This window comes from Chitinimonas arctica, assembly GCF_007431345.1.
GTDB lineage: Bacteria > Pseudomonadota > Gammaproteobacteria > Burkholderiales > Chitinimonadaceae > Chitinimonas > Chitinimonas arctica.
This window is the reverse complement of sequence record NZ_CP041730.1, coordinates 2,663,375-2,680,108: the sequence shown is the minus strand read 5'-3', so window position 1 is coordinate 2,680,108 and position 16,734 is coordinate 2,663,375. Positions and strand designations below refer to the sequence as shown.

At 58.8% G+C, this 16,734-nt stretch carries 15 protein-coding genes; 5 read left to right on the top strand and 10 right to left on the bottom strand.

Annotated features, from left to right (window positions below; genetic code table 11):
* Nucleotides 1–281: 281 nt before the first annotated feature.
* From FNU76_RS12120 to FNU76_RS12105, 4 genes are all read right to left on the bottom strand, one after another.
* Nucleotides 282–3,395, bottom strand: coding sequence for an efflux RND transporter permease subunit (locus FNU76_RS12120; RefSeq protein WP_144278439.1), 3,114 nt, complete (start codon nt 3,393–3,395; stop codon nt 282–284).
* A gap of 12 nt (nt 3,396–3,407) precedes the next feature.
* Nucleotides 3,408–4,628 carry an efflux RND transporter periplasmic adaptor subunit gene (locus FNU76_RS12115; protein ID WP_144278438.1) on the bottom strand — a complete coding sequence of 407 codons (1,221 nt, stop codon included), beginning with the start codon at nt 4,626–4,628 and terminating at the stop codon, nt 3,408–3,410.
* Between the two features lie 51 nt (nt 4,629–4,679).
* Nucleotides 4,680–5,960, bottom strand: coding sequence for a TolC family protein (locus FNU76_RS12110; protein WP_144278437.1), 1,281 nt, complete (start codon nt 5,958–5,960; stop codon nt 4,680–4,682).
* A gap of 129 nt (nt 5,961–6,089) precedes the next feature.
* Complete coding sequence (locus tag FNU76_RS12105) at nt 6,090–6,605, bottom strand: cupredoxin domain-containing protein (protein WP_144278436.1); 516 nt, start codon at nt 6,603–6,605, stop codon at nt 6,090–6,092.
* Between the two features lie 273 nt (nt 6,606–6,878).
* Between FNU76_RS12105 and FNU76_RS12100 the strand changes: the two genes are divergently transcribed.
* From FNU76_RS12100 to FNU76_RS12085, 4 genes are all read left to right on the top strand, one after another.
* Nucleotides 6,879–7,844 carry a porin gene (locus FNU76_RS12100; protein WP_144278435.1) on the top strand — a complete coding sequence of 322 codons (966 nt, stop codon included), beginning with the start codon at nt 6,879–6,881 and terminating at the stop codon, nt 7,842–7,844.
* A gap of 168 nt (nt 7,845–8,012) precedes the next feature.
* Nucleotides 8,013–8,750 (top strand): helix-turn-helix domain-containing protein, encoded by a 738-nt coding sequence (locus tag FNU76_RS25220; RefSeq protein WP_223878996.1) that lies wholly within the window; start codon nt 8,013–8,015, stop codon nt 8,748–8,750.
* Nucleotides 8,689–9,222: an alpha/beta hydrolase family protein gene (locus tag FNU76_RS12090; protein WP_144278434.1), complete on the top strand. Its 534-nt coding sequence runs from the start codon at nt 8,689–8,691 to the stop codon at nt 9,220–9,222. The genes FNU76_RS25220 and FNU76_RS12090 overlap by 62 nt, the downstream gene beginning before the upstream one ends.
* 344 nt (nt 9,223–9,566) lie before the next feature.
* Nucleotides 9,567–11,180, top strand: a complete 1,614-nt coding sequence (locus FNU76_RS12085; RefSeq protein ID WP_144278433.1) for a M64 family metallopeptidase — start codon at nt 9,567–9,569, stop codon at nt 11,178–11,180.
* A gap of 83 nt (nt 11,181–11,263) precedes the next feature.
* Here the strand turns inward: FNU76_RS12085 and FNU76_RS12080 are convergent, their stop codons facing one another.
* The 3 genes from FNU76_RS12080 to FNU76_RS12070 form a co-directional block, all read right to left on the bottom strand.
* Nucleotides 11,264–12,085 carry a helix-turn-helix domain-containing protein gene (locus tag FNU76_RS12080; RefSeq protein WP_144278432.1) on the bottom strand — a complete coding sequence of 274 codons (822 nt, stop codon included), beginning with the start codon at nt 12,083–12,085 and terminating at the stop codon, nt 11,264–11,266.
* A 238-nt stretch (nt 12,086–12,323) separates the two neighbouring features.
* Nucleotides 12,324–12,641: a hypothetical protein gene (locus FNU76_RS12075; protein ID WP_144278431.1), complete on the bottom strand. Its 318-nt coding sequence runs from the start codon at nt 12,639–12,641 to the stop codon at nt 12,324–12,326.
* A gap of 256 nt (nt 12,642–12,897) precedes the next feature.
* Complete coding sequence (locus FNU76_RS12070) at nt 12,898–13,602, bottom strand: alpha/beta hydrolase (RefSeq protein WP_179958092.1); 705 nt, start codon at nt 13,600–13,602, stop codon at nt 12,898–12,900.
* 181 nt (nt 13,603–13,783) lie between these two features.
* Here FNU76_RS12070 and FNU76_RS12065 point away from each other — a divergent pair, with 181 nt between their 5' ends.
* Nucleotides 13,784–14,698: a LysR substrate-binding domain-containing protein gene (locus FNU76_RS12065; RefSeq protein WP_223878995.1), complete on the top strand. Its 915-nt coding sequence runs from the start codon at nt 13,784–13,786 to the stop codon at nt 14,696–14,698.
* Nucleotides 14,699–14,766: 68 nt separating this feature from the next.
* Here the strand turns inward: FNU76_RS12065 and FNU76_RS12060 are convergent, their stop codons facing one another.
* Genes FNU76_RS12060 through FNU76_RS12050 form a run of 3 tightly spaced genes read right to left on the bottom strand, consistent with a single transcriptional unit; the run spans nt 14,767 to nt 16,507 of the window.
* On the bottom strand, nt 14,767–15,528 hold the full coding sequence (locus tag FNU76_RS12060) for an alpha/beta hydrolase (RefSeq protein ID WP_144278429.1): 762 nt from the start codon (nt 15,526–15,528) through the stop codon (nt 14,767–14,769).
* Nucleotides 15,529–15,565: 37 nt separating this feature from the next.
* On the bottom strand, nt 15,566–15,964 hold the full coding sequence (locus tag FNU76_RS12055) for a DUF6713 family protein (protein ID WP_144278428.1): 399 nt from the start codon (nt 15,962–15,964) through the stop codon (nt 15,566–15,568).
* A gap of 39 nt (nt 15,965–16,003) precedes the next feature.
* Nucleotides 16,004–16,507: a cupin domain-containing protein gene (locus FNU76_RS12050; protein ID WP_144278427.1), complete on the bottom strand. Its 504-nt coding sequence runs from the start codon at nt 16,505–16,507 to the stop codon at nt 16,004–16,006.
* Nucleotides 16,508–16,734 lie beyond the last annotated feature (227 nt).

Sequence of the window (16,734 nt, the reverse complement as noted above, 5' to 3'; positions counted from 1 at the left end):
TCTCGCGGGTACCGGATCGGCACCCCTGAATGGCGATGGATTAAGCACCCTAAAGTTACTTTAGGGTCAAGCCAGTTTGGCGGGTATCCATCTCCGGCCTCGAAGAAAAAAGCCCGGCACAGGGGCCGGGCAAGTCAAGACGCAATGAACTTCGACGAAGGCCCTTATGTATCCACCAAACGGCACGGACACGCCCTCGTCAGTGAAGGGTGGTTCACGTGACTGCATTCTCGCTTGTACCCCCCCACAACTTCCCGACATTCAGATGACAAATTTGAAAGCTAATTGTCCTTTCGGTACGCCCAAGCATACAGCGCAGGCAAAACAAGCAAGGTCAACACCGTGGAAGAGATGATGCCGCCGATCACCACGGTAGCCAACGGACGCTGAACTTCGGCACCTGTACCCGTGGCCAGTGCCATGGGGATGAAGCCCAGCGAGGCCACCAGTGCAGTCATCAGAACCGGCCGCAACCGTGTCATCGCGCCGTTGAAAACCGCATCGGCCTTGTCCACGCCTTCCTCTCTCAGCTTGTTGATGAAGCTGATCATCACCAGACCATTGAGCACCGCCACCCCGGACAGGGCAATAAACCCGACCCCGGCCGATATCGACAACGGGATATCCCGCAGCCACAGTGCCAGGACGCCACCAGTTAGCGCGAACGGCACGCCGGTGAACACCAGCAGCCCATCCTTTGCATTGCCAAAGGTCGCAAACAGCAGCCCAAAGACCAGCAGGAGCGAGAGCGGAACCACTATCTGCAGCCGCTTTGCTGCCGATTGCAGCTGCTCGAACTGACCGCCCCAGGTGATCCAGTAAGCGGACGGCAGCTTGATGTTGCTATCGATGAGCTGGGTTGCCTCGGCCACGAAGCTACCGATGTCCCGGTCACGCACGTTGGCGGAGACGACGATGCGACGCTTGCCGTTCTCACGACTGATCTGGTTCGGTCCTTGCGAGAGCTCGACGTTGGCCACCTCCGACAGTGGAATGGAACCACCATTGGCATCAGGCAGCGGTATCGGCAGACGCTTCACCGCATCGATATCGTCACGCAGCACTTCCGGCAGGCGCACCATCACGTCAAAGCGCCGATCTCCCTCGAACATCACGCCGGCGGTCTTGCCCCCCACAGCCACTTCCACCACGTCCTGCACCGAGCGCATGGACAGGCCGTAGCGCGACAGGCGTTCGCGGTCGATGGCGATGGTCAGCAAGGGCAAACCGGCAACCTGTTCGACCTTCACGTCCGCGGCACCCTTGATGCCATCCAATACCTTGGCGATGTCGTTGCCATTCTTGAGCAGGACGTCCATGTCGTCGCCGAATACCTTGACGGCAATGTCACCGCGAACGCCGGACAGCAGCTCGTTGAAACGCATCTGGATAGGCTGGCTGAACTCGTAGTTGCTGCCGGGTATCTCCGCCAGCGCCATTTCCAGCTCTTCACGGATATCCGCCAGGCTACGACCAGGATCAGGCCATTCAGACTGCGGCTTGAAGATCACGTAGGTATCGGCGATTGATGGTGGCATCGGATCGGTAGCCACTTCGGCCGTGCCAATCCGGGCAAACACCGTCTTGACCTCAGGGAAGGACTTGATGCGTTTTTCCAGCTTCGACTGCAGCGCAATCGATTGCTCCAGGCTGGTACCCGGTATGCGCAGCGCCTGTACCGCAAGGTCGCCCTCGGAGAGGCTGGGAATGAATTCCGTGCCCATCCTGACGGCCAGGATGGCGACCAGCACAATCATCACCGCGGCGCCGGCAAAGAGCTTGCGGACGTTGCCCAGGCTCCAGTCCAGCACAGACTTGTAGCTGCGGCTGGCGGCCCGCATCAAGGCATTTTCCTTCTCCGATACCTTGCCGTTCAAGAACAGCGCGACGGCGGCAGGCACGAAGGTCACCGACAGGATCATGGCGCCGAACAAGGCGATCACCACGGTAAATGCCATGGGCTGGAACATGCGGCCTTCCACACCATTGAGCGCGAAGATCGGCAGGTAGACCACCATGATGATCAACTGGCCAAACAGCAGCGCGCGGCGGGCTTCCTTGGATGCCTCGAAGACCAGATGGAAGCGCTCGCGCCGATTCAATACCCGCCCCAGGCGGTGCTGCTCCTCGGCGATGCGCCGAATGCAGTTCTCGACGATCACGACAGCACCGTCAACGATGATGCCGAAGTCCAATGCCCCCAGACTCATCAGGTTGGCGCTTACCTTGTTCACGTACATGCCGGTCAAGGTAAACAACATCGAGAGCGGGATCACCATGGCGGTGATCAGGGCCGCGCGGATATTACCCAGGAACAGAAACAGGATCGCGATGACCAGGACAGCACCTTCAAGCAGGTTTTTCTTGACCGTGCCGATGGCCTTGTCGACCAGTTGGGTGCGATCATAGACCGTCTTCGCCACTACGCCTTCCGGCAAGGTACGGTTGATATCGGCCATTTTCTTGCCAACCGATGCCGCGACAGTCCGGCTGTTCTCGCCCATCAGCATGAAGACCGTGCCCAGTACGACTTCCTCGCCATTCTCCGTGGCTGCACCTGTTCTCAGCTCCTTACCCAGGCTGACGGTCGCGATATCGCGGATATAGACCGGCGTACCGTCACGCGAGCCGATGACGATCTTCTCGACATCGCCCAGTGTCGCGACTTGGCCAGGCACACGCACCAGGTACTGCTCGCCATTACGCTCGATGTAGCCGGCGCCCACATTGTCGTTGTTGGCGGATAAGGCTTCGGTGATGTCCTGGAACGTCAGCTTGTAGGCGATCAGCTTGGCAGGGTCTGGCGTAACATGAATCTGCTTGGTGTAGCCGCCGATGGTATTGACCTCGGTGACCCCCGTGACGTTGCGCAATTGCGGCTTGATGATCCAGTCCTGGATCGTGCGCAGGTCAGTCGGCGTATAGGGGCTACCGTCCGGTTTCTTTGCGCCTGGTTTGGGCTCGACGGTCCACATATAGATTTCGCCCAAGCCAGTGGAGATCGGCCCCATGGTCGGCGCGATACCAGGCGGCAGCTTTTCCTTGGCCTCCTGCAGGCGTTCATTGATCATCTGTCGGGCAAAGTAGATGTCCGTGCCTTCCTTGAAGATCATGGTCACCTGGGACAGGCCATAGCGTGACAGCGAGCGGGTTTGCTCCAGGCTCGGCAGGCCGGCCATGATGCTTTCGATGGGAAAGGTGATGCGCTGTTCCGACTCCAGCGGCGAGTAGCCGGGCGCCATGGTATTGATCTGGACCTGGACGTTGGTCACGTCCGGCACCGCGTCGATGGGTAGCTTTTGATAGCTATAGATGCCGAGTGCGCTAACGCCGAGAACAGCGATCATGACCAGCCAGCAATGTTCTATGGCATAACGGAGGATGCGATCAAACATGTCTCATCCCCATCAGTGCGCGTGCGACGCCGTCGCCTTGCCCATTTCGGCCTTGACGACATAGCTATTGTTGGAGGCGTAGGCTTCGCCGGCCTTGAGACCCTTGATGACCTCGACCCACTCAGCATTCTGACGTCCAGGCTCAATCTCCCTTGGCTCGAATTTCTCTCCTTCGCGGATGAAGACAACAGTTTTGCCTTCCAGTGTCTGCACGGCATTGGCTTTGACAGCGACCGGCGTCTTTACCGAGCCATCGGCGACGTCGATGTTGACGAACATCCCAGGGCGCCACAGCCCCCTGGCGTTATCAATGGTGATACGTGCCGTTGCGGTGCGCGTTTTCTCGCCGATCAGGGCGCCGATATGGGCAATCTTGCCGGTGGTCGCCATACCCTGGTCCTTGGAACGGACCGTGACGCTCTGATCCAGCTGAATCTGGTTGATGTTCTTGGGGTAGACCGCGATCTCGGCCCAGACATTGTTCAGATCGGCGATCTGGAACAGGGTCACGTCTTCCTTGACCGCCTCGCCGGTGGTGGCGTGCTTCTCGACAATGGTCCCCGCAAACGGTGCTCTCAACTCATAGCGAGCCAGTCCGAGGTTCTGCTTGGGCAGGCTGGCACCAATGGAAAGCAGGCGATCGCGACTGCCTTGCATCGCGATTTCGATCTCGGCCAGCTCTTTCTTGGCATTCAGGTACTCCTGCTCGGCAGAGATCTTGTCGCGCCATAGCCGCTTTTCGCGTTCGAAGTTGCCGCGAGCAAGCTCCAGGCGCTTCTCGTTTGCCAGGTACTCACTGCGCCATTCGGCCAGGGCCTGGCTCTCTAGCGTCGCCAGGACGTCACCCTTGCGCACCTTGTCACCCACATTCTTGTGGATGCCGATGATGACGGCGGTCACGCGCGGCGTAATCTCCGCCAAGCTGTCCTGGTTGAAGCGTATCTCGCCAGGCAGCGGCATGGTATTGGCGACAAGGGCAGTACCGGCCCTCTCGACCGTGATGCCGGCAGCCTTTACACGCGCGTCGTTCAGCGTGACCCCGCCTTCCTCGCCATGCGCTTCTTCGACTTCCTTGTGCGCCTCACCTTCCCTGTGTGCGTCGCCGGTTTCGGCTTTCCCCTTGGTGCCTGCGGTATGTTCCTCGTGACCGAGGAGGCCATAGCCGGCGGCACCCAGCCCCGCTCCCACCGAGGCTGCGACCAGCGCCGCAATCAGTATTCGATTGTTTTTCATGAACTTTCACTTTCGTTGGCAATAAACCAGAGACTGCGCGGCAGCGCTGTTCTATTGGTTGGAGGTCGAGCCGGCACGGCCGAGCAGGCGATCGAACTCAGCCTGCTGGTTGATGTATTGCTGCCACAGGGAGGTACGCTCTGAACGAGTGGTCAGCAGGCTTCTTTGCGCGTCCAATATGTCGATGAAGCTATATCGGCCCAATTCATAGCCTTGCTGGGCAATCTGATAGACAGATTCAGCGGTGGGGATCACGGTCTCTTGATAAAGCCGTATCCGCTCGACAAGCGATTGCAATTCCGCATGCAGCGATTGCAATTGCAATTCCGAATTGATTGCAGCCGCTTCCGTATCGGCACGAATTTGCTGTAATCGCGCCGATGCTCCGGCTACCTTGGCCGAATTGCGGCCGAATAAAGGAATTTCCAGGGCAATGCCAAATTGCCGGCTGCTAGTTGAGGCGGCCGGTATATTTTTAACTCCGCCGGATAAAATCAGATCCGGCCAATATTGCGCTTTCTGGGAGGCTAATTCGGCCATCTGAATATCGACTTGCGCGGCATTCATGAGTGTCTGGGGCGATTGCCGGAAATGCTCTGCAACTTTTTCCCAGGGCAAGGGCGGGCGAGGCAGGTCCGGGAGCGGATGGTCGGATTCCGGCAACGCCTGGCCTATCAGCTTCTCCAGTTTGAGTATGGCCACACCGTGCAGTCGCTCTGCATTGTGGAGGTCCTCATTGGCCAGGATGGCCGGCAGCTTGGCCTTGGCTGCCTCCACCGGTGGCACTCGACCCGCGCTGAGTTTCTTTTCCACTACGGTGCTGAAGTTTTGCGCTACCTGTGCGCCGACCCGTGCCTCCCGGATACGCAGCTCTGACAGACTGAGGTCGTAGTAGGCGCGATACACCTCCGAGCGCACATCGTGCCGAACCTGGCGCAGAGCCAGTTGGACCTTCCGTTCCTCGGCCGAAGCAATCTGCTGACGCAAGCCAATTTTGCCGCCCAATTCGATGCGCTGCCTCAGCTCAACGGTTCGTGATGGCTCGGCGGTGCCGATGTCTTCACGCGAATAGCTGATCTCCGGATTCGCCCAGCCACCGGCAGCGCGGTAGCTGGCCGCCGCAGCGTCCACAGCTGCCTTGGCCGCGACTACCCGCGGAGCATGCAGCTCCGCCTGGGTGAGCAATTCGTCCAGCTTGGGCGGGGATGCGGCTTGCGCCCAATGGCTACCAGCCACGGTCAGCAATACGATACCTAGCGAGCTTGTCTTGATGGGCATGAAGCAGTTACCTCTGCCAGCAGCAACGCGAAGTCTTTGGCTCGCGCCAATCAATTCAGGCGCTGTAACTGGGAATGAATCGTTTGTTGGGTTGAGCTGCCTATGCAGCTGTAGGGAACGTGGACTGTGGCACCTTGGCTAGTGCTACCGACCACGTTTGGTTGCAGTGACACAAGCCCTTGCTTAATGGTCGCGGGAGCGGGTCACCGAGACGGGCGCCTTGTTCTTCTTGTATTCGCCATCCAGCGTGACGTAGGTGGCAAGTACCTTGGGGCTGCCGGAGGTGTCGAATTTCCAGGCAAAGTTCTTCTTCTCGCCCGGCGACAGAATCACGCCATGGAAATCGTTGCTGACGCTGGCGGGGTCCTTGCGGAACAGTTGCGCGTATTCGGCAATGGCAGGCTCATCCCCGACAACAAATGCGACAACGTGATCGCTCTGGTTTTCCAGATCAAAACGTACCCGTTCACTGCTCTCTACCGAAAACCAGGAGCGGCTCGCTTTGCCATCCGCGCCGAGTTTGAATTCATAGCCACGATCGGCGAATTTGACCGAGGCCGGCGAACCGAAATTGACATCGGCATTGGTCAACTGCCGGGGCGTACCAGAATGGGAGTGGATATAACCATCATTGGCCTGGCTAATGCCGATAGTTGCAGCGACAGTCAGCAGGATAGGAAAGAGGTTTTTGAATTGCATGGCTTGCTCCTTACGGCGTTGGGGTTGTTTGCATAATGTCTTTATGCTGGTCGCCATTGTCGGGGGCGCAAGCCAACAAACCCTCGTCAGAATAATTACAAATCCGTAAGCATTGCGGGTCGCATTAAATAACAAATCTGTAATCAGAAAGTCGGCGATTTGTGGGTTTTGTGCGGGTAGGGTGGGAATCGCGCCGTAGATTAAGTTGCCTCAATTGAATCTTGCACGCCGGATTTCTAATTCCTATTTCACAACCTAAAACAAGGGGTCGCGATGAAACGTATTCATTGGATAACACTACTGATGGCAAGCGCCTCATCTTTTGCTGCCAACGAGGTCGTGCTCTACGGCCGGGTGCTGGGAGGCGTTCAGAACGTCAACGCCGCAGCGCGCGCCGAACGGGCTTTCTTTCCGGCGGATGCCGGTGCGGTGAATGGCAGTACCGAGGTGAACGACCTCTACAGCCGCTGGGGAATCAAGGGTGAGGAAGCACTACCCGAGGGCCTGAAAGCCTTTTTCCAGATCGAGTCCGGCATCGGCATCGATGCCGCTGACGCGTCTTTCTATGTGGGCAAGAACAGCTTTGCCTCCCGCGAGGGCTGGGTCGGCTTGCAGGGCGATTTTGGTGCCATCAAGCTTGGCCGCGGCAAGACGCCCTACACGCAGGCAGCCGAGTTCTACGACAATTTCATTGGCACCCATACCTTCGGGTCCGCTAACTTCGGTACCGGTTATTACGCGCTGGGTTCCAACTATCGCAGCAACAATATGCTGTGGTATTCGACACCCAAGTTCGGCAGCATCCAAGGCGATGCCGCCTACTTCACGGGTGAAAACAAGTCCGCCAATGGGCTGGACTCACGCGGCTGGGCGTTCCGTATGGTGGGAACATGGGATTCGTTTGACACGCATATTGCCTACCAGCAGGCCAAGGACTATGAGGGCATCAAGGGGGCGGAACTCGACCAGTTCGTGGCGGGGGGCTCGTATTACCTCGGCCGCTTGAACTTTGGCGCCCAGCACAGCCAGAACAAGCTGAGGACTGGCGGCGCTGAACGGAAGGTCAAGGCATCCTCGCTGTTCGGCGCCTACGCCTTCGACGACATCGGTACCGCACTGCGTGTGGGTTATGTTCGGCAGACATCTGGCGATACCAAGGCCAACGTATTCAACGTCGGGGGCAGTACAACCTGTCCAAGCGGACCTATGCCCTGGCCGAGTACTACGCGAAGCGGGTGAACAATGGCCCTGATCCATCAATCGTCACCGTGGGCTTAGGTCACGACTTCTGATTTGAAATAGCGCCGCCTGTGAACCTAAGGCGACGCTATTCATTGAAGTAAGAAGCGCCCCCACTGCTGGGCGCTCCTCGACATCCGTTTTTTTCTCGTCGAAGAACTGCACGGCATGCTCGTCGTAGAAGACACGACGGCAGGCAATAAAGTCGTCGGATTGCCATTACGGGCGACAACGAAGCCCCGTCATCGACTGGGCTTTTCCCCATTGTGCCTGCCGGATTTTGCGCCACACAGCACCGAATTGCTTGCCGCCATTGCCCATTTTTCTCCCTACCACTTCCATCGGCTGTACCGTGCCATGACCGGCGAGAGCGTGGCTGTCACGGTGCGGCGCGCGCGCCTGGCACGGGCCGCGTACCACTTGGTCGAAGGCACTGCCAGTGTCATCGATGCGGCCGCCGAGGCTGGATACGATAATGCCCAGAGCTTTGCGCGTGCGTTTCGCGAGATGACCGGGCTCAGTCCCAGTACTTTCCAGGCGCGGCAGCAGGCGATCGGTACCGACCTGTCGGTGCGGTTGGTCGAGCGTGCAGCGACCACCGTGTATTGTTGTGTGCGGCACGATGGTCCGCTAGCCACGATCCCCCATACGTATCGCCGTTTGTACCAGACATGCCAGGACGCGAGAGCAGGGCTACATTGTGGTCGGCGTCAACCACCCCGGCAACAACGCACTGGAGCCGTTGACGGCAGAGGGTTTTCTGTTGTGGTGGGAGCGTGCGACAGACTTGAGCGAGGCCCTGGATGCCGTGCTGGCAGACCCGTAGTTCGTTTCGCACGTGGACATGGAACGCATCGGTGCGTTGGGCTTTTCCCTTGGCGGCTACACGGTTCTGGAGTTGGCTAGCGCGCGTACCGATCGGCAGGCGTTTTTCCGGTTTTGCCAATCACCTGCTGCCGACGCAACCTGCCATCCTCCGGAAATAGACATCCCAGGCGCAAAGAGTATGGGATTGAACGAGTCGGCCCCCGCCACCCAAGCCTCGCTGGCGCGCAGCGGCAACTCTTTCCGTGATCCGCGCATCCGTGCGGCGTTCGTCATGGCCCCTGCGCTCGGGCAAGCGTTTCAGCCACATGACCTGGCAGACATCTCCATTCCGCTGGCAATCGTGGCTGGCGATGCGGACACAACCGTGCCCATTGCGTCCAACGCTAGCTGGTACGCAAAACATATTCCTCAAGCGCAGTACGAACTGGTGCAAGGTGGTGCAGGGCACTACGCCTTCATCAACGTGGCCTGCCGGCTGCAATGGCTCGGTTGGCGCAGGTCTGCCGCGACGCCCCAGGCGTGGATCGCGAAGCGGTGCATCGCCGTGTAGTAGCGAAGGCATTAAGCTTTTTCGGCAAAGCGCTGTAAATCTGACGTTGGAGCGCCGATGCCAAGCGACTCAAGCAGCCTAAGAATGAGCATGCCCGGCTCAAGCGATTGGTCGTCGAGTGACACCCCCTGTGGGGCATGGTCACGGCAAACACGGTACCGATACTGATCAGGCTGCTACCATCCGTCGGAATCCCGCTTTTTTACCCATTCCGCATATACCATCCAGCAGATTTGCATGCTTTTGGTCCTTGCCTGCATAAATTCGTACAATCGTTCAAGCCTTTCTAAGTTCATGATGCTGCAGCCGATATCCCATCGGCATAATTAGAATAGAGGCGCATCATGAAGCATTCCCTACCCTTCGTGCTGGGGCTGGCCCTGGCAGGTCAGGCGGTTTACGCGGCGGACGGCTTGCTGCTCCGGGTGAAGCAGGACAACGGCAGGGGCGGCAGCGACTACGAGCTGGTCCATGCCCAGACCGGCCAGTTCACCAGCACGCCCCAGCCCGTACACCCCAGTGCTTCCGATCTCTATGTAGTCGGACGCGACCGACAGGGTAGGGAACTGTTCCGTAGCCGGGTAGCCAACCCGGCCACCTTGCACGCCGAATCGTTCAACCCCGAGACCGGGGAGATCGAACGCACCCAGAAGGTCACCCTGCCGCAGACGGTGTTCGAAGTGCGGGTGCCGGACAACAAGACGCTGGACCACGTCGAACTGGTGGGTGGGCAGAATACCGAACTGGGCAATGAGCGCGCCTTTGCCGCCGCCGCTGCCAAGCCCGCCAAGCGCTTCGACCGCAAGCTGCTGGACAGGCTGCTCAATGGCAATGAGCGCATGATGTCCATGGGATTACAGGCCAGCTCGGTGCTGCTGCACAATACCGGCCCATCGAACAACCGCATGGATATCGTGCTGATCGGCGACGGCTACACCAGCGCCGAAATGGGCAAATGGGCCAGCGATGCGCAGAAGGTGGCCAACGGCATGCTGGCCGATCCCCTGTTTGGCGCCAACAAGGCCGGCATGAACATCCGTCGCGTCGATGTGGTCAGCGCCCAGTCCGGCGTGGATGAACCGGACAAGGGCATCTACAAGAACACCGCCCTGGGTGTGCAGATAGGCTGCTGGGGCCTGGACCGGCTGGTCTGTGCCGATGACAACCTGGTGTATTCCAACGTGGGTTCGGTCACCGCCGCCGACGGCCGCGACGTGATCGTGGTGATCGCCAACTCCACCCGCTATGGCGGAGCTGGCGGCAGCATCGCCACCATGACCATGCACACCTCGGCGATCGAGCTGGCGCTGCACGAGATAGGCCACACCGCGTTCAAGCTGGCTGACGAGTATGACTACGGCAGCTGCGATACCAGCCGCGAACCCAGCGAGGCCAATGTCACGCTGCAAAGCAGCCGCAATGGCGGCAAGTGGGGCAGCCTGATTCCAGCGAATATCCAGGTGCCCACCCCGACGGGCACCTACGCCAACGGCACGCTGGGCTTGTTCCGCGGCGGCCGCTATTGCACCAGCGGCATGTACCGGCCAACCGAGAATTCGCGCATGCGTACCCTGGGCCAACCCTGGCACGCAGTGAACGAGCGCCGCGCCGGCGTGGTGTTTGCCACTTACTACAAGCCCGATAACGGTGGCACCACGCCCGTGACGGTAACGGGTTCGGTGGCCAACAAGCAATGGGTCAACCTGCCTTCCGCTGGCGCCCACACCAGCAATCTGGGCGGCAACTTCAAGCTGCAGTTGACCGGGCCGGCCAATACCGACTTCGAGCTGGTGCTGTACAAATGGAGTGGTTCCGCCTGGGCGGTAGTGACGTCGGCCACCGGGCCCACCTCCAGCGAGACCATCAACTACGCCGGTACGGCAGGGCACTACTACTTCGAGGTGAAGTCCTACTCGGGCGCAGGTAACTTCTCGGTAACCTATACCTTCCCCAAGTAAGTCGCAGCCTATCCTGGGCTGGGCATGGCCATCCCCGGTTTCGGCCGGGGGCCGTCGCCACGCCCAGCGCTGCTACCCAGGGCTTAACGGGGCCAGTGCGGCTCCCACGGTACCAGGGTCGATTGCGGCTGTGTCTGCAGCCATTTGCGGTAGCTGGAAGGATTGGTGCCGATCATGCGCTGGAACTGTCGGCTCAGCAGGCTGTGATCATAGAAGCCGCACTGCAGGGCAATCTGGCTGAGCGAAGCGTCGTCACGGCGGAGCAAGGCACAGGCGGCGCGGATGCGGCTGCGCAGGATCAGGTCGGCTGGGCTGATGCCGTAGATCTTGCGGATGCGGGCGGAAAACTGGCTGCTGGCAAGACCCGCCTGCTCGGCCAGATCGGCAATCTGCAGCTTGTCCTCGAAGTGGATGACCATGCGGTCCACGGCACTGGCCAGTTGCTCGTTGATCAAACCGTTGCGTGAAATCTCCGGCAGATCGCGCGACAGGCACAGTATGCCGGCCAACTCGCCGGTGGTGACGTAGAGCGGGTATTTGTGGGTCACGCACCAGCCGGTTTCGCCATCGGCATAGAGCGTCGGATCGAGCTGGTCGAAGATGGGTAGCTGCCGCTTGATCAGCCATTGATCCTGCTGGTCGTAGCGGGCGGCCATTGGGCCCGGCCAGATTTCCGCTGCCGTGCGCCCACGGATCTCCTCTGGCCGGCGCGCCTTGACCCGTTGCATTACCGACTGGTTGAAGGAGACATAACGGCCGGCGGCGTCCTTGACGATGTAGGCAAAGCCCGGCACACCGTCGAACAGCATGGCGGTTTGCGCCGCACCGTGCAGATGCGCGGCCTGCCATCCCTGTTCATCGGGCCTGATATCAAACTGACTTGCTATAAGCGGCTGCCGAGCCATGATGCATCCTCTGGATACGCAGCTGCGTTTTACCCGAAAAGGGTAATATATAGCACGCTGTTTTACGAAAGGATGGGTCAAGCCCTGTGTGAAAAGGCACAGACAGGCAACGAATGGTTTACCGGTCGCCGGCGTGTTCTCGAATATGCGCGGACGCTCCTGGCAGAGCGGGATACTCGTGAGATCGATATTGCAATCGTTGCCGCCTCGGCGTAGCCCGTGTCAGGGCAGTCCAACGTTAGAGCGAAAGGTGCCCACTAAAAAAGGACCATTGCAACGCGCCAAGCACAACACCGAGAAAGATCAGAACCTTCTGCCCCATTGGAATATGCTCCCAAGGGATCTGCTCGGAGCCATATTTTGCAAGGCTCTCGGCCTTGCTCATCGGATAGATCATCAGCGACAAGCCGAGGCAAGCAAAGAACGGAAGGAGAAAGCTGGCCTTCTGGGCGTAGCGGCCCTCGGCAAGAACGGAATACCAGGTGTACGCTGCCCCTCCGACGCCAATTGCGAAGATCAGAAGGCCAAGCAGTCGTGATTTGGTGTTCGGAGACAAAGGCGCCTTTCGATTTCCAACGTTTGCCATGGGGGGCTTGGACGGGCTTGCCGGAACAAGTCCTCCCGATGGAAGGGTTAGGCCGCATCATGCCCCGCGGACAGAAAGACAGCACGGACTTTCTCCGTGAATGATAACTACTCCCAAAATTTGCTCCCTTTTCAAAGTTCTCCGCCGCAGCTTATCCCAAGGTGCCGCGTGGATTGCAGCTTGCGGCCAAGGAATCAGCTGCAGCGCCCAACTGGCACACCCTCTCCTATCCGTGCAAGTAAAGGCGCAATGCTTGGCATAGCGCTGCATAGGCGGCACTGTCGGGGTCCAGAAAATCCATATGGCCTGCGCCCGGCAACTCCACCAGCTCCAACTCATCGCCTGCTCGGTACGCACGCTGGGCATAGCTTTGGGACATGGCAACCGGTACGCCATCGTCTATAAGGGAGTGGATCAGGGTCTGGTGAAGACCGATAGGCAGTCGCTGTAACGGCGACGCTGCTTCAGCCGAGTCGGCCAGCAAGGCATCAATAGCGGCCTTCAATGCAGTGTCGGCGCTGGAAGACAGCAGATCGGTCACCGGCGCGAGGCCGATGGCGGCCAGTAGGCGGACGCGGCGCGCAGGCCAGCTTGCGGCGCAGGACAGGGCCAGATGGCCGCCGGCCGAATGCCCCACCAACACGACCCGATCGAGGTCCAGGCCGAAGTCGGTGTCGGCCAGCCGATCGACACCGCAATTCACGTCCTCCAGGCATGCGGGCCATGCCGGCTGTACCTCGCCGACGCGCCGATACCCAAGGTTCCACACGGCATAGCCTCGCCGTACCAGGTCACGCGCCATGGGCTCCATCTGATCGCGGCCATGAGGCATGCGCCAATAGCCTCCATGCAGCAGGCAGACCACCGGAGCGTACCTGCCATCCGGTAGATATAGCTCGCCGCATTGCGCCTCGGCCGTGCCATATCGCAATCGGACCACCCTGCTACCGATGTCACCCGAAGAACCGCACATTTCCCAACCACGACCACGCATCGTCTTCCTCACCGCTCATTCGTTTCACTTGCTGCGCATCGTATGCGTAGCCACAGTTCTCCAAAAGCGATGATTCGTCGTATGATTGGCGAATGATTGGCACCAATCTCCTGCCATAGTGGATCGCCTGAGCGGCATCACCGCCTTTATCCATGCTGCCGAAACGGGCAGCTTCACCGCAGCGGCACAGCGCTTGCATCTCACGCGCTCGGCGGTCGCAAAGCGCGTTGCGCGCCTGGAAGAACGAACCGGGGCCCGCCTGTTCCATCGCACCACGAGGCACCTAAGCCTGACGGAAGCCGGCAGCGCCTTTTATCAGCGTTGTGTTGCCGCGCTCGCCGAAATCGAACAAGCAGAGGAAGCGCTCCATGCCGGCATCGACGACATCGTCGGCAGGCTGCGCATCAGCGCGCCGGTAGAACTGGGTCGACGCTTTATCGCGCCCGTCCTGATTGACTTGCTGGATGCACATCCGCGGCTCTGCCTGACGCTCTCCTTGAGCGACCGACGTGTCGACCTGGTGGAAGAAGGGTTCGACCTGGCCATCCGTAGCGGCTCACTGGCTGCTTATCCCGGGCTGCGTGCTCGTCCGTTCGGTCAACAGGCCATGGTCCTTACCGCCGCGCCGAGCTATCTCGCCGCCAAGGGCGCCCCGACAACACCGGCCGACCTATCCACCCATCAGGCGCTGGCCTACGGCCAGGTTGGCGACCAGGTGGAATGGCACATGAGCACAGCGGATGCGCGCAGCCTTACCGCTACCCTGCCCACTCGCCTGGCCATGGACGATTTGGCTGGCCTGCTCGCGGCTTGCGAAGCCGGACTCGGCATTGCCCGGCTGCCTGTATGGCTGGTGCGTGGTCAATTGGATGGCGGAACCCTGGTAACCGTCCTGCCCACCGTCAGCCAAGCAGCCTACCCACTGTCCGCCGTCTGGCCCAGTTCGCGTCAGATGCCTCGTAAACTCAGGGTGGTGATGGATGCATTGGCGCAGACCCTTCAGACGCAGGTCGCCATTGAAGCGTTGCGCTGAGACCCGAACGGACATGAGCCGAACCAACTGGGCCACACTGGCTCAAGGATTACTGGGGGCCTTAAGAATCAAATGCCGCTCAATAGTTTAATATACTCAGGGCTTCCGGAAATTGAGTTGTGCCCGGTGCGGGGCAATACTGCAAATTGAACAATTTCTCGCGGAAAACTACTGAGTAACACCTTCGTGTTCTTCAAGGGAATCACCTCATCATTTTCTGCAGCAATGATTAAAGTTGGCACGGATAGCTTTTTGGCAAATTCCAATGATTCGAATTTGTCTTGAAGTAGCATGCGAACAGGGAAGATTGGAAATTGGTTCGCTGCAATATTTTGAACACTATCATAGGGCGTGACAAGAACCAGTCTCGCCAACTTTCTTTGGCTTGCAACTTGAATCGCTACCCCACTACCCAGGCTACGGCCAATGACAGTGATATTTGCGTGTTTATTCTTTATTTCGTCGAACAGAAAAAGGCCATCTTTAACCAGAGATTTCTCGGATGGTTTACCACTGCTGCCACCGTAGCTTCGATAATGCAAGGCATAGATTGCCTTGTGGGGGAATGCCGCCACAAGGTCCGCAACGCTGAGACTTACATCTTCGGCATTGCCACCGAAATATAGGACCGCATCAGAATTTACACGCTGTGAGGTGGTAATGTTCAGGTCGGCATCACCACTGTTTAACTTGATTACCTCCGTACCGGGAACATCTGCTCTTGGCTGCGGAAAATACATCAGTGAGCGCTGAAATATATACAGCACAAGGCACAAACCTGCATATACGACCAATAGCGTGACGGCAATGGTGGATGCAATACGTATCATGTGGTCCATTCTTCTGCTTGGGCCTAAAAACCGCATGTCATTGAGCAGCCAGCACGGTTGATTTTTCCAAGCCACGCAAGGCGAACAGTTGCCACGTCGAAAGAACAAACGTGGCAACCAGAAGCGCAACCGACATAGGCTGGATGAATGACTCGCTGCCTCGGAGAAAAAAGAAGGAGTGAATGCCAACGGTTAGAAACCCTAGCGCAGCCAAGAGTTTGTAGTAGGCAATACCAGTGCGAATGTCGGCAATGACTCGATTGTGCGAGTACATGACGAGCGCAATGATTGGTATGTTTAGAAGCAAGTTGACCTGATTGCCACCGGGAATAAAGAACAATTCCCATTCGTGCCAATAGGCTGCGTCAATTTGATGAGTAACCAGAACAGTGGCATTTGCTAGAAACAGCCAGCGCAGACGAGATTGCAAGGACATGGGTGAGCCTTCGGTTGCTTTGGTTCAAATGAAAGAGGGCTAAGACTCCGAGAGTCTGTCCGGTAGGCCATCATGCTCGCCAAGTGTTCTTGTCGGCGCATCGTCCCACCAGTCGGCCGCTTTTAGGTCAGCACGGCGTGAAGGATTTACTGGATAAACAATGCGATTGCCAGGCTTCGCGGCTTCACCGCCTACCAGGAGCAATGCCTCTCGCGCCGAGTTGTTGATGAAGCAATGGCAGATTCCCGTGCCGGCCGGGAACGCTGCCAGGTCGCCCGCCACCATGCGATGAAGCTCTCCGTCGATCCAAGCATCAACCGAGCCTTCGATGACATAGACAAACTCCTCCTCATCCGATTCAGCGTGAGGCCATGAGGAACGGGTGCCCGGCGGCAGGCGCTGAAGGTTGATACCTATGCGGACCAGACCGGCGGCCCTGCCCGCGCTACGGACAGGACCCATTGCCTCGTCGCTCTGCGGGTAGACGTGGCTGTACTCGGGCAACTCGCTGGTCGATACGATGAAGGGAGGGCGACGATCCATGATTCTCCTAGGGTATCCGGATGCAATTGGCCGCCTCGGCTTTTGTGGAGCCTGCGGTTATTTCACTCACCGTCCCAGAATACATTGCACAAACCTTCGCAGGCTAACTTGATCAAAGCTCAGTCCTGGCCCGCATGGAAGCCCGGCGTCCACGGCGCACCTATCCGGGTGTGCGCACTCCACTGTCATAAGTGACCCTCCCCCTCGCCAATGTAGCAAGTGATTTT